General features: G+C 65.0%; 15 protein-coding genes. 9 read left to right on the top strand and 6 right to left on the bottom strand.

The window, feature by feature from the left end; translation table 11 throughout:
* Positions 1–40 precede the first annotated feature (40 nt).
* The gene (locus AB7008_RS23480; protein ID WP_014495816.1) at positions 41–259 is read right to left on the bottom strand and encodes a cysteine rich repeat-containing protein; all 219 of its coding nucleotides are present in this window, start codon (positions 257–259) and stop codon (positions 41–43) included.
* Positions 260–299: 40 nt separating this feature from the next.
* Here AB7008_RS23480 and AB7008_RS23475 point away from each other — a divergent pair, with 40 nt between their 5' ends.
* Positions 300–1,076, top strand: a complete 777-nt coding sequence (locus tag AB7008_RS23475) for an exodeoxyribonuclease III (RefSeq protein ID WP_028157574.1) — start codon at positions 300–302, stop codon at positions 1,074–1,076.
* Positions 1,077–1,182: 106 nt separating this feature from the next.
* Here AB7008_RS23475 and AB7008_RS23470 read toward each other — a convergent pair whose 3' ends face one another.
* The 3 genes from AB7008_RS23470 to AB7008_RS23460 all read right to left on the bottom strand — a co-directional run bounded on the left by AB7008_RS23470 (position 1,183) and on the right by AB7008_RS23460 (position 2,862).
* The gene (locus AB7008_RS23470; protein WP_248883015.1) at positions 1,183–1,998 is read right to left on the bottom strand and encodes a DUF4886 domain-containing protein; all 816 of its coding nucleotides are present in this window, start codon (positions 1,996–1,998) and stop codon (positions 1,183–1,185) included.
* Between the two features lie 100 nt (positions 1,999–2,098).
* Positions 2,099–2,467 (bottom strand): GFA family protein, encoded by a 369-nt coding sequence (locus AB7008_RS23465; RefSeq protein WP_248883013.1) that lies wholly within the window; start codon positions 2,465–2,467, stop codon positions 2,099–2,101.
* A 77-nt stretch (positions 2,468–2,544) separates the two neighbouring features.
* Positions 2,545–2,862 carry a hypothetical protein gene (locus AB7008_RS23460; RefSeq protein ID WP_028157577.1) on the bottom strand — a complete coding sequence of 106 codons (318 nt, stop codon included), beginning with the start codon at positions 2,860–2,862 and terminating at the stop codon, positions 2,545–2,547.
* Positions 2,863–3,041: 179 nt separating this feature from the next.
* Here AB7008_RS23460 and AB7008_RS23455 point away from each other — a divergent pair, with 179 nt between their 5' ends.
* From AB7008_RS23455 to AB7008_RS23420, 8 genes are all read left to right on the top strand, one after another.
* Positions 3,042–3,782, top strand: coding sequence for a FadR/GntR family transcriptional regulator (locus tag AB7008_RS23455; protein ID WP_014495821.1), 741 nt, complete (start codon positions 3,042–3,044; stop codon positions 3,780–3,782).
* Entirely contained in the window at positions 3,782–4,735 is a 954-nt protein-coding gene (locus AB7008_RS23450; protein WP_430649113.1) for an NAD(P)-dependent oxidoreductase, read from the top strand. The genes AB7008_RS23455 and AB7008_RS23450 overlap by 1 nt, the downstream gene beginning before the upstream one ends.
* A gap of 10 nt (positions 4,736–4,745) precedes the next feature.
* Positions 4,746–5,429, top strand: coding sequence for an amino acid ABC transporter permease (locus AB7008_RS23445; RefSeq protein WP_441259595.1), 684 nt, complete (start codon positions 4,746–4,748; stop codon positions 5,427–5,429).
* A gap of 7 nt (positions 5,430–5,436) precedes the next feature.
* A complete protein-coding gene (locus tag AB7008_RS23440; protein WP_028157580.1) occupies positions 5,437–6,105 on the top strand; it encodes an amino acid ABC transporter permease in 669 nt (222 codons plus the stop codon).
* A 1-nt stretch (position 6,106) separates the two neighbouring features.
* The gene (locus AB7008_RS23435; protein WP_304494180.1) at positions 6,107–6,865 is read left to right on the top strand and encodes an amino acid ABC transporter ATP-binding protein; all 759 of its coding nucleotides are present in this window, start codon (positions 6,107–6,109) and stop codon (positions 6,863–6,865) included.
* Between the two features lie 20 nt (positions 6,866–6,885).
* Positions 6,886–7,680 (top strand): transporter substrate-binding domain-containing protein, encoded by a 795-nt coding sequence (locus tag AB7008_RS23430; protein ID WP_248883007.1) that lies wholly within the window; start codon positions 6,886–6,888, stop codon positions 7,678–7,680.
* 68 nt (positions 7,681–7,748) lie between these two features.
* Positions 7,749–8,195, top strand: a complete 447-nt coding sequence (gene rpiB, locus AB7008_RS23425) for a ribose 5-phosphate isomerase B (protein WP_028149726.1) — start codon at positions 7,749–7,751, stop codon at positions 8,193–8,195.
* 104 nt (positions 8,196–8,299) lie between these two features.
* Positions 8,300–9,025 carry a sulfite exporter TauE/SafE family protein gene (locus tag AB7008_RS23420; RefSeq protein ID WP_441259594.1) on the top strand — a complete coding sequence of 242 codons (726 nt, stop codon included), beginning with the start codon at positions 8,300–8,302 and terminating at the stop codon, positions 9,023–9,025.
* A gap of 6 nt (positions 9,026–9,031) precedes the next feature.
* On the opposite strand, the gene AB7008_RS23415 is transcribed toward AB7008_RS23420, so the two are convergent.
* Both AB7008_RS23415 and AB7008_RS23410 read right to left on the bottom strand, forming a co-directional pair.
* Positions 9,032–11,110, bottom strand: a complete 2,079-nt coding sequence (locus AB7008_RS23415) for a putative bifunctional diguanylate cyclase/phosphodiesterase (RefSeq protein WP_441259593.1) — start codon at positions 11,108–11,110, stop codon at positions 9,032–9,034.
* On the bottom strand, positions 11,110–12,267 hold the full coding sequence (locus AB7008_RS23410; RefSeq protein WP_441259592.1) for an ABC transporter substrate-binding protein: 1,158 nt from the start codon (positions 12,265–12,267) through the stop codon (positions 11,110–11,112). Before AB7008_RS23410 ends, AB7008_RS23415 begins: the two co-directional genes overlap by 1 nt.
* Positions 12,268–12,423 lie beyond the last annotated feature (156 nt).

Raw genomic sequence — 12,423 nt, 5'->3', positions numbered from 1 at the left:
GTTTCACGCTGCAGCGCGTCCGGGACACGAGAGTGGCGCCTTACTTCTTCCGGCTGTCCAGCGCCGCCTTGCACGTCGCGCTGAGCTGATCGCGCTTGGCGTTGAGGCAGGCGATGATCTTGCCGCCACCGGGCGCGATGCCGGCGCAGAATTTGTCATAGTCCGCCTTGCACGCGCCGCGCGGATCGGACGATTGTGCCGAAGCCGCTCCGGAGATCGCGACAACGACGACGAAAGCAGCAAAGCTCAACTTGGACATTGTATCTCCGGTGACGGAAGGCAGGAGCTCATAGCTCTACATGAAGATCGCGACATTCAACATCAACAACATCAACCGCCGCCTGCCCAATTTGCTGGCATGGATGCGCGCGGCGAAGCCCGATGTCGTCGCGCTTCAGGAATTGAAGGCAAGTGATGGCGAATTTCCGGCGGCGGCCATCGAAAAGGCCGGCTACGGCGCGGTGTGGTGTGGACAGAAGACGTGGAACGGCGTCGCCATCCTCGCCCGCAATGCCGAACCCATTCTCACCCGCGATCGCTTGCCGGGAAAGCCTGATGATCACGAAGCCCGCTACATCGAGGCCGCCGTGCGCGGAATCATCGTCACCAGCATTTATCTGCCGAACGGCAATCCGCAGCCGGGACCGAAATTCGACTTCAAGCTCGACTGGTTCGCGCGTCTCAAGCGCCACGCCAAGACCTTCATCAAGCAGGATCTGCCCGTGGTGCTCGCCGGCGACTACAACGTCGCGCCTGATGAGATCGACATCTATCCGACGCGGTCATGGGACAAGGATGCGCTGATCCAGCCGAAGAGCCGCGCGGCGTTCGCGTCGCTGGTCGAACAGGGCTGGTGCGATGCGATCCGCGAGCTGCATCCGGACAAGCGCATCTACACGTTCTGGGATTACAAGCGAAATCGCTGGCCGCGCGATGCGGGCCTGCGGCTCGATCATCTCCTGCTCAGCCCTGCCCTCGTCTCGCGGCTGGCCAAGGCGGGTGTCGACAAGAAGGTGCGCGGCGAGGATGGTGCGAGCGATCACGCGCCGGCGTGGGTGGTGCTGAAGGAGCGATGATCTCGTAGGGTGGGCAAAGGCGCTCTTGCGCCGTGCCCACCATCTTCTGTCGCGAGTAAGGTGGTGGGCACGCTTCGCTTTGCCCACCCTACGAGATCACCCGAGTTCAACGCCCGTAATATTCCTGCACCGTATCCCACGCCGCCTTTTGCAGCAGTTGAGTGGTCTCCGCATCCAGTCCCACGTTGTAGGAGTTGCCGACCGGCGAGCGCCCGGTCAGCGCGGCGAGCGTCACGCAGGTCGCCAGATACGTGCCCGCCGGACTCGGGTGCCGCTTGTCCGGCGCATACAGATTGAGCTCCGGCTGGAGCTTGCGCACGCGCGCGAAGGCGAGGCCTGCGGGGATCACGAGCGCATCATTGGCATTGCCGGCGAGCGTATAGGCTTCGGCCAACGCTTCCGTCATCTCCGGCTTGTCGGCATAGGCCCAGGACATGAAAAACACCGGCCGCATGCCGTGGGCACGGACGATCTCGCTGTCCTTCTTCGCGAAGGTCGTGAACGCGTCCTTCAATTGCGGATGGATCGGGCACTGGCTGCAATCCATCATGACGACGGCATCGAACTGCCTGCCCGGCTTGTTGAACACGACGTTGTTCTGATCGTCGAAGGAATAGGCGCCGATGCCGCCCGGCCGCAGCAGATTGTCCATGTCGTGCCAGTCGAGGCCGGAGCCGCCGATCGTGGCCATGGTGTTGCGGTATGCCGCCTTGTTCTCGGCATCCGCCGCCCGCTCCATGAAGGAGAGATGTCCGGGCATGCCGTTGTTGTAATAGAAGAAGCTGTTGCCGACGAACAGCGCGGCCTTGGGGAAGTCAGGGCCAGATGTCGTGACCTTCGGCTTGGTCTGCGCCTGCGCGTTGAAGCCCGCTGCAACGGCCAGACACATTGCGAGCATCACTCGCGCAAAAAGACGCATCATGGATTCCTCCCCTTTTTCTCTGGGGGCGGACCAAATCAGCTTTTCAAAAGTGCCTCAAGAGCACCGGCTTGCAGCAGAGGCATGCGTGAATCCTGCATGCTCACCACAAATTCCTGCCGTCGATCATGTTCACCGGCACGGCCTCGAGATCGAAATCGTCGAACAGGCGTGCATTCACCGCGACCTTGGGGTTGTCGAAATCGGGCTTGCCGGTAGACCAGTCCGGCGACTCCGAATAGGTGCCGCAGCCGCAGCTCGCGCAGAAATGATGTTTGACCGTGCGGCTGCCCCAAAGATAGGTCGCGACATTTTCCGGCGGCGACAGCAGGCGAAATTGCGCCGGCGTGTAATAGGCCCACAACGCGCCCCGCTTGGCGCAGAGTGAGCAGGTGCAGCGCGTCACGCTCGCCGGCACCTCCGTCACCTCGAACACCGTCTCACCGCAATGACAGCTTGCCTCGATCGGCATGGACCCACTCCCCGTTTTGTCAGGAGGTGGTCGTAGCCTGCCCCTGCTGCCAACATGCTGTCAGCAGCGCAACTCGGTCATGGAGCCTCATTCGCGGACAACCGCCTGGCGTTCGCGGCCACGTGCTCGCGATAGCGCTGGACGATGGCCGTCGGGGTGGCTCCCGCAAGCAGGCTCGCGGCCGCCTCGAAAGCCGCGGCGATCTTCTCGCTGACCATCAGCACCGCCTCCTGCCCGGCGGCCTCGTCGCCATGGCTGAGCTTCTCGCAGCGCAGCCGCACCACCTCGCTGGCTTCGACCGCGAGCATTGCGCCCGCATACCAGGGAAATCCGTTGTCGGATCCGCTGAGAGCCGCATGACGGTCGAGGGCGGAGAAGGAATGATGATCGGGCATCGCGGACCTCAAATTCTTTGAGTGAACGCTCCGATCAATACGCCTCAAATTTGAAGGATCCGGCCGGGGAACCGATCGGATTGGCCGCGCCTGCGACACCCGCAATTAACCAAGGCTCTTGACGCCCACGCTCTGGTTATCCTACTGGTCTGACCACGATCAGACCAAAAGAGACCGGGATGGAACTGAAGCGGGCCACCGAGGGCGAAAAAGGGTTCGAGAAGGTGTTCGCCTTCCTGCGCGAACGCCTGCTTGCAGGCTCGCTCAAGCCCGGCGACCGCCTGATTTCCGAGCGCGAGCTGGCGACCCTCCTCGGCGTCAGCCGGCCGATCGTCCGCGAGGCGCTGCGCGCCCTCACCGTGCTCGGCATCGTCGAAATCCGCGACCGCATCGGCACTGTCGTGACGCAGCCGGACGTCTCCGTGTTGAACGACTTCTTCACCTTCGCGCTCGCGCAGCAGGCGGACATGCTCGATGACGTCATGCAGGCGCGCGTCGCGATCGAGTGTCAGGCGATCCGCCTCGCCTGCGAGCGCGCCAACATCGCCGACTTCGAACGCCTGCAGCGTGCGCTCGCGAAGATCGGAGAGACGATCGACGAGGCGGATGCCGGCGGCATGGCCGACTTCGAATTCCATCGCGCCATCGTCGTGGCCTCGCATTCGGAAACGCTGACGGTCCTGCACGGTTCGCTGGCGGGACTGCTGACGCACTCGCATCGCAGCCGCCGCGAGCTGGTCCAGGCCTTCCCGTCGATGAAGACGTACCTGATCGACGACCACCGGCGCATCTTCGACGCGATCATCGCGCGCGACCCCGAGCGAGCGGACGCGACGCTGCGCAAGCATTTTGCCATTGGCGACGAATACCGCAGGCGCGCCGTCGTCGGCGACATCGACAAGACCAGCGCCTCAGGCTGATCGCGGCAGGCCAACAACCAAGAAACCAATCAACCAAGAAACGGACGACTGACATGGGACGGAACGACAAGGGCAATGTCGGCTTCATCGGCATCGGCACGATGGGCCGCGAGATGGTGCGCAACCTCCTGGTGGCCGGGCATGCGGTTCGCGTCTTCGATCTCAACCAAGCCGCCTTGGCCGACAGCGTCAAGGAAGGCGCGGCCGGCGCCAACAGCCCCGCCGACGCAGCACAAGGCGCCGACATCGTCATCACCATGCTCCCCGACACGCCCCATGTCGAAGCGACTATCTACGGCGAGAACGGCCTCCTGAAGTCGCCGCCACCGGGCAAGCTTATCGTCGACATGAGCACGATCTCGCCGGTCGCCGTCCGCCGCATCCATGCCGACCTGCAAAAGGTCGGCGTCAGCTTCATCGACGCGCCGGTCTCCGGCGGGCCCGTGGGCGCCAAGAACGCTGCGCTCTCGATCATGGCCGGCGGCGATGCGGCGGCCTTTGCGCAGGCCGAGCCGTTCTTCCGCGCGATGGGCACGACCATCACGCATGTCGGCGCATCCGGCGCGGGGCAAACCGTCAAGCTCTGCAATCAGCTGATCTGCGGTATCAACATCCAGGCGATCTGCGAGGCGCTCGCGCTCGGGCGCGCGTCTGGCATCGATCTCAATCTGCTGCGTCGCGTTCTGCTCGGTGGCTCCGCCGCCTCCTGGATGCTCGACAAGCTCGGCCCCGCAATGATCGCGGGCGACGTCTCCGCCGGCTTCCGGATCGATCTCCAGCTCAAGGACCTCCGCCTGGTGCAGGAGCACGCACAGGCGCTGAGCGTGCCGTTGCCCGGAACCGCGCTCGTCACCAGCCAGTACGTGGACGCACGCGCGCATGGCGAAGGCAGCAACGGCAACCAGGCGCTGTTCCGCGTCTATGACCGCATGACCAACCAGGTGACGGGCTGAAGCCGATACGATGAGCCTCCAACTCGACTTTCCCGCGGTGCTGGAGCGTTGGCCAAGTCTTCTGGCCGGCGCGGCGCTGACGCTGGAGTTGGCGGCCTTCGCGACGGTGCTCGGCGCCCTGTTCGGCACGCTCGCAGCCGTCGGCCGCGGCTCACGAAGCCCGCTGATCGCGGGCGCCTGCAAAGTCTATGTCGAGACCATCCGCAACACGCCGCTGCTGGTGCAGATCTTCCTGGTCTATTTCGGCCTCGCCAGCCTGGGGCTGAAATTCTCCGCCTTCACGGTGGCCGTGGCCGCGTTGACGATCAACGTCGGCGCCTACACCGCCGAGATCATGCGCGCCGGCTTCGAGGCGATCCCGCGCGGACAGATCGAGGCCGCCGAGGGGCTCGCGCTGTCGCGACTGCAGATCTACTGGCACATCATCCTGCTGCCGGCGATCGAGAAGGTCTATCCGGCGCTGACCAGCCAGTTCGTGCTGTTGATGCTGGCCTCCTCGGTCTGCTCGCAGATCTCGGCGGAAGAACTCACCGCCGTCGCCAACTACATCCAGTCGGACACCTATCGCGCGTTCGAGACCTACATCATCGTCGCCGTGCTCTACGTCATCCTGTCGCTGGTGATGCGCGCGGGCTTCTGGGGCCTCGGCCTCGTGCTGTTTCCGCGCCGGCGCCGGCTCGGCACGCCGTTGTGAGATGACCATGGGCGGACATCTCAACATCAATCATCTGATGTTCCTCGGTCAGGGCGCGCTGTGGACGGTTGGCCTGTCCGTGATCGCGCTGATCGGCGGCGGCATCGTCGGCTTCGTGATCGCGCTGGCGCGCATCTCGCCGCTCAAATCGGTGCGGATCGCCAGCGGCGTCTATGTCCAGCTGATCCAGGGCACGCCGCTGCTCGTCATCCTGTTCCTCGGCTATTTCGGCCTCGCCGCGATCGGCCTCAAGGTCTCGCCGTTAGCTGCCGCCGGCGCTTCGCTCACGCTCTATGTCTCGGCCTATCTCGGCGAGATCTGGCGCGGCTGCATCCAGTCGGTGCCGAAGCCGCAATGGGAGGCCGCCGAAGGACTCGCGCTGAGCCGCACCCAGCGCATGATGAAGGTGATCCTGCCGCAGGCGATCCGCATCGCGACGCCGCCGACCGTCGGCTTCATGGTGCAGATCATCAAGAACACCTCGCTTGCCTCAGTGGTCGGCTTCGTCGAACTGATGCGGTCGGGCCAGATCGTCAACAACTCGCTGTTCGAGCCGTTCGCCATCTACGCGATCATCGCCGTCGTCTATTTCGCCATGTGCTATCCCCTGTCCCTGTTCAGCCAGAAGCTGGAACGGCGGATGGGGCGTGGCAGGTCCAACCTCGCACCAGCCTGACATGCAGCAAAACCCCTCCTCCTCCGAACCGATCGTGTCGCTCCGCGACGTGCAGAAGAGCTTTGGCCCACTCCGGGTGCTCGATGGCGTCTCCTTTGCCGTCGAGCGCGGCGAAGTGCTGGCGCTGATCGGCCGCTCCGGCTCCGGCAAGAGCACGGCGCTGCGCTGCATCGACCGCTTCGAGAAGGTCGACGGGGGCGAGATCGTCGTGTGCGGACATCGCGTCGACCGCCATGATGTCGATCTGCGCGCGCTGCGCCAGGACGTCGGCATCGTGTTCCAGAGCTACAATCTGTTTCCGCACCTCACCATCGAGCAGAACATCACGCTCGCCCCCTGCGCCGTGAAGGGCATGGCCACCTCGCAAGCCAGGGACCTCGCCCGAAAAGTGCTAGCGCAGGTCGGGCTAGAGGAGAAACTGCACGCCTATCCCGAGCAGCTCTCGGGCGGCCAGCAGCAGCGCGCGGCGATCGCCCGCTCGCTCGCGATGCAGCCGAAGGTGATGCTGTTCGACGAGGTCACCTCCGCGCTCGATCCCGAGCTCACCGGCGAAGTGCTCAAGGTGATCGAGCAACTCGCGGCAGACGGCATGACCATGGTGATGGTCACCCACGAGATGGGCTTTGCCAAGGGCATCGCCGATCGGATCGTGTTCATGCACCGCGGCAAGGTCCACGAGACCGGCCCCGCTTCGATCCTGACATCGCCAACGACCCCCGAGCTCATGCAATTCGTGGGCACGGGAAACCTAAAATCATAACAGGGAGAGGAGAACCAAGGATGACAAACAAGACACTGCTCGGGACCGCCGCCGCGCTTGTCGGCTTCGTGATGATGGTCGCGACACCAGCATCGGCCGACCTGCTCGACGACATTACCCAGGCCAAGAAGATCCGCATTTCGACGGACGTCGCCATTCCGCCCTCGGGCATGATGGACAGCAGCATGAAGCCGACCGGTTCCGACGTCGAAGTGGCGCAACTGCTCGCCAAGGATTGGGGGCTCGAGCTCGAATTCATCCAGACCACCGGCGCGACGCGCATCCCCAACGTCCTGACCGGCAAGGCCGACATCATCATCTCGACCCTGTCGGTGACGCCCGATCGCGCCAAGGTCATCGACTTCACCAAGCGCTATGCGACGCTGCAATCCGATGTCGGCTGCCTGAAATCCTCGACCGTCAAGGACTGGCCCGACCTGAAGGACAAGCCGATCGGCGTCTCCCGCGGCACCACGCAGGACACCACCCTGTCCAACATGAAGGACAAGGACCTCAAGATCTCGCGCTACGACGACGACGCCACGATGGTGACGGCGGCCGTCTCCGGCCAGGTCGACTGCGTCGCCTCGTCGGCGACGATCATCAACCAGATCGGGGTGAAGAACCCGTCGCGTGTGTTCGAATCCAGGATCCCGCTCGCGACCTTCGACCTCGCGATCGGCCTGAAGAAGGGCGAGCAGCGCCTGATGGACAAGCTCAACGCCTGGATCACCGAGAACGTCAAGAACGGCAAGCTCAACGCGATCTACAAGAAATTCCACGGGGTCGAGCTGCCGCCCGACATGCGCAGCTAAGACCAGGAACAATCGTGACAGCCGCGAAGCGGCTGTCACGACCAATGTAAAATCAAGAAGGACATCACATGCGTCTCGTCATCGGATCCGACCACGCCGGCTGGCCGCTCAAGCAGACCGTTATCGACCACATCCGCAGCCTCGGCCACGACGTCGTCGATGTCGGCTCCCATGACGATAAGCCGGTGGACTTCCCCGACATCGCGCGAGCCGTGGCTCAGAAGGTGACCTCGGGCGAAGCCGCACGCGGCATCATGGTTTGCGGCACCGGCGTCGGCGCCTCGATCGCAGCCAACAAGATGAAGGGCATCCGCGCCGCGGTCTGCCACGACGTTCATTCCGCCCATCAGAGCGTCGAGCATGACGACGTCAACGTCATGTGCATCGGCGCGCAGATCGTCGGCGCCTGGCTCGCCGTGGATCTGGTCTCGTCCTATCTCTCGGCCGAATTCTCGACGGACGAGGATTTTCGCCGCCGCGTCGAGAAGCTGCGCATCATGGACGAACAAGGCTGACGGCCGGCCCGGACCGCATGCGCTGAGCGATCGGTTCCCTCGCCTGGAATGGATCGCCCGCATCGCCGGCCACGGCTAAACTCTCCCGATTCGTGGAGAGCATCTTGGCCTTTCTCTTCGTCCTCATCGTCGGCCTGATCGCCGGCACCGTCTCAGGCATCGTCGGCACGGGCTCGTCGATCATGCTGATGCCGGTGCTGGTCTATGCCTATGGGCCGAAGGAAGCCGTGCCGATCATGGCGGTCGCCTCCGTGATGGCGAATTTCTCCCGGATCCTGGCCTGGTGGCGCGAGGTCGACTGGCGGGCCTGCGTGGCCTATTCGGTGACCGGCATTCCGGCCGCCGCGCTGGGCGCGCGCACGCTGCTCGCGCTCCCCCCGCACGCCGTCGATCTCGCCATCGGCATCTTCCTGATCGCGATGGTGCCGGTGCGGCACTGGCTGGCGCGGCACGATCTCAAGGTCAATCTCTGGCACCTCGCAATCGGCGGCGCCGTCATCGGCTACCTCACCGGCATCGTGGTCTCGACCGGCCCGCTCAGCGTGCCGCTGTTCCTGTTCTACGGCCTGTCCAAGGGCGCCTTCCTCGCCACCGAAGCGGCCTCCTCACTCGGCCTCTACTTCGCGAAGTCCGTGACCTTCGAACGTTTCGGCGCGCTGACGCAGGAGGTCTTCATCAAGGGCCTGATCGCGGGCTCCTCGCTGATGTCGGGCGCCTTCATCGCAAAACGCTTCGTGCTGCATCTCAAGCCGGAGATGTTCCGCCTGGTGATGGACGCGATCATGATCGCTGCGGGCCTCTCCATGCTCTGGAACGCAACGCAGTCGTAATCGCGCTCAGGCGGCGAATTCGGGCGCGATCGACGGGCTGTCGGCGAGCATGCGGCTCGTCTCAGTGGGCACCGCCCGCTTTTCGAGCCATTGCAGCACGGCATCGAGCGGCTGCGGCCGATGGTAGTGATAACCCTGCCCGAGCATCACGCCCATCTCGCGCATGGCGTCGGCCTGCTCGGGCCGCTCGATGCCTTCGGCGACGAGCGTCAGCCCCAGCGTGCCGGCGAGCGAGGCGATGACGCCGACGATCGCCTTGTCTTCCGCGCTGTCAGGGATCTCGCTGATGAAGGCCTTGTCGATCTTGACCTTGTCGAGCGGGAACCGCCGGAGATGTGCGAGCGAGCTGTAGCCCGTGCCGAAATCGTCGAGCGCGATGGTCGCGCCCAGGCGCCGCAGCCGGTGCAGCGTCTCGGAGGCGCTGGCGATGTTGTTGATCAGCGAGCCCTCGGTGATCTCGAGCTCCAGCGACGAGGCCGCGACGTTGAAGCGCGCGCAGGTTGCGCGCAGCTCGGCGGCGAGCGAATGGTCGGCAAGCTCGGACGGCGGCAGATTGATCGCGATCCGGATCTGCGCCCTGCCGGCGGACGCCAGTCGCTGCAGCGCGCGACAGGCATCGGTCAGCACGTAGCGCGTCAGCCGCGCATTGTTGCCGCTGCGCTCGATCAGCGGCAGGAATTCGCCGGGACCGATCAAGCCAAGCTCGGGATGGCGCCAGCGGATCAGCGCCTCGAGGCCGACGACGGCCTGGCTCCCGAGGTCGACCTGGCTTTGATACCAGACCTCGAACTGTCCCTCGGCGAAGCCTGCGGGGATGGCGAGCTCGAGATCCCGGCGGCGGCGATAGTCGCGCTGAAGCGCTTCGTCCAGCACGGCGACCGTGCCGGGCGCCTTGCTCTTGGCATGGTAGAGCGCGATGTCGGCGAGCGCCGGCAAATGCGACAGCTCGGGATCGCCGCCGCGGCGCACGGCAAGGCCGATGCTGGCGCGCGGCACGACCTGTTTGTCGTGCAGCCGGATCGGCTCGGAAATCGCATCTAACAGCTGGCGCGCGAACGCCTGGGCGGTCGCTTCATTGCTGACCTCGGGGCGGATGACGACGAATTCGTCGCCGCCGAGCCGAGCGACCCAATCCTGCGGTTCGACCGCATCACGAAGGCGCTCGGAGATGTGGACCAGGAACTTGTCGCCGGCATCATGGCCGAAGGTGTCGTTGATGCCCTTGAAGTCGTCGAGATCGATGAAGCAGAAGGCGATCAGCGAGTCCGGCGAACCGGCATCGCCGCTCAGGGTCACCAGATGCTCGGACAGCGAGCGGCGGTTGGGCAGGCCCGTGAGCGGATCGTGCGCGGCCATGTGCCCGAGCCGGTCGAGCGCGCCCGACGTCGTGTGCTGCATGGCGTTGAAGGCACGCGCGAGCTGGCCGAATTCGTTCGTCGATTTGATGTCGGCCGGATAGGCGCGCCCGTCCTGCTTGCTGCGCTGGATCGCCGACATGATCGCGGTGAGCGGCTTGCCGATGAAGATGTTGGCCGAGATCCGCATCGCGATCAGGGTGGCAAATGTCGCGAGCAGGCCGACCACCAGCAGCAACATCAGCCGGCTGCCCGTGTCCGCATAGACCGTCGCATAGGAATAGGCGATCGCGATACGACCGGCCTGCACGGCGATGTTGCCGTTGCTGTAGCGGATCGGCCGCGAGACTTCCGATACCGCCTGGTCCGCCGGCCGCGCCACCACCCGCGCGATCGCGACGCCGGTGTCGTCATAAACGGCCGCCGCGGCAATGGTCTCGTCGTGCATGATCTCGTTGAGCACGCTCGTGACCTGATCGTAGCGCATCTTCCAGAGCGGTTCGGCGATCAGCTCGGCGCGGCTCTCTGCGGTGCGGGCAATGCGCGCGTCGAGCTGCCCGATCTGCGACCAGAAGCTCGATGCCTCGACGCCGGCGGAGGCGAGCAGCTGCACCACCAGCAGCACCGGCACGGTGGCCCAGAGCATCGCGCGGACCACCGAGCGCGAGCGCGACGGCGCCTTCGCCTGCGGCGTGCGATCCGGATCGGTCATGTCGTCACCGTTTCGCATCAGTCGGCAGCGCCTTCCGGAAGCGTCAGCGAAGAGATGAGCGCATCGATGGAGAAATCGTACTGGCCGCAGCGCCCTGCCCTCGCCCTGAAACGCGCGAAATCGATCCGATCGAAGGCGCGCGTCTTGATGAGGTCTCCGACCGAAGCGAGATTGTCGCGCGTGATCGCAGACGTCCTGGCCTCGACGCGGGGCGATGCGGCCGCGAAGTCGCAGCCGTCGGCGTAGTCGCGCAGGAGGACGATCGACCAGCCGCCGAGCAGGAAGTGTCCGCCATCGGTCATGAGGAGACGGCCCGCCTTGATCTCGCGCAGCGCGTCCTCCGACCAGTTGAGGCCGACCAGCTGGATGTTTCCGCCGGGCGCGAGGCCGGCAGCGACCACTGCGCGAAGCGCGCCGAGCGCCATCGGATCGTTTCCGGCCCAGATGCCGGCAGGCCGGATCTCCTTGCGCGCGGCCCAGCTCAGATAATTCCTGGTGACCTGCTCTGCCTCCGACTGGGTCCAGTTGGCGAACAGCATCCGGTCCACCACCACGTCGGGCGCGGCCTCCACCGCGAGCTTGAGACCGGCGTTGCGGGCGATCGAGGCCGGCGTGATCTCGTCGCCGCCGATGCCGAGAATGTGGATCTTGCCGTCCGGGCTCTGCCATTTCTCGGCGCGCGCCACGCTGATCAGGGCATTGGCCATCCTCGCGCCCGCGGTCTGGAGATCGGTCGTGATGTCGCCGAGCCAGGTCTTGAGCTTTTGCCGGGGCGGTCCGAGGCGCGCGGCGTCGTCGCCGATCAGCGTGTTCGAGAGCAGCAGCGTCTTGACCCCGGCGGCCTCGGCCGCCTCCAGGATGGGAACGGCGGCGGATTCCTCGTTCGACAGGATGAGGAAGTCCGGCTTGTCGGCGCGTGCCACCACGCCGAAGCCAAGCTCCTGCATGGTGCGGTAGTTCCGCTCGCTGGTCAGCACCTCGACATGCGCGTCGAGCTTGCGGCCCGCGGCCTGCATGGTCTGCGCGACCATGTCCCAGTAGACCTCGCCGGTCTTGCCGGGATTGACGAAAACGATGTTGAGACGCCCGGCGTCGGCCGCAACGGCGCCGCCAACCGGCAGAAGAAAGCCGCAGGCCATGCCCACGGCGAGCATTATCCGCAAGACTACCGTCATTCGTTTCGCCATCCCGTATCGGTTTCGAAACTGGACCCGCGTCCGCTAACATTTGGCAAAGTCCGGAACGGCGCGGCGGCGTAGAGCTAACAAAGAGTGTATCGGCTGCGGTGAATTGGGCTAATTGGGGTGTTGGAGAACGCCGTCTCCACCCGT

This window comes from Bradyrhizobium sp. 521_C7_N1_3 (assembly GCF_052075975.1).
Classification (GTDB): domain Bacteria; phylum Pseudomonadota; class Alphaproteobacteria; order Rhizobiales; family Xanthobacteraceae; genus Bradyrhizobium; species Bradyrhizobium japonicum.
Note: the sequence above shows the minus strand (reverse complement) of the source record. Positions and strands in the feature narration are given on the sequence as shown.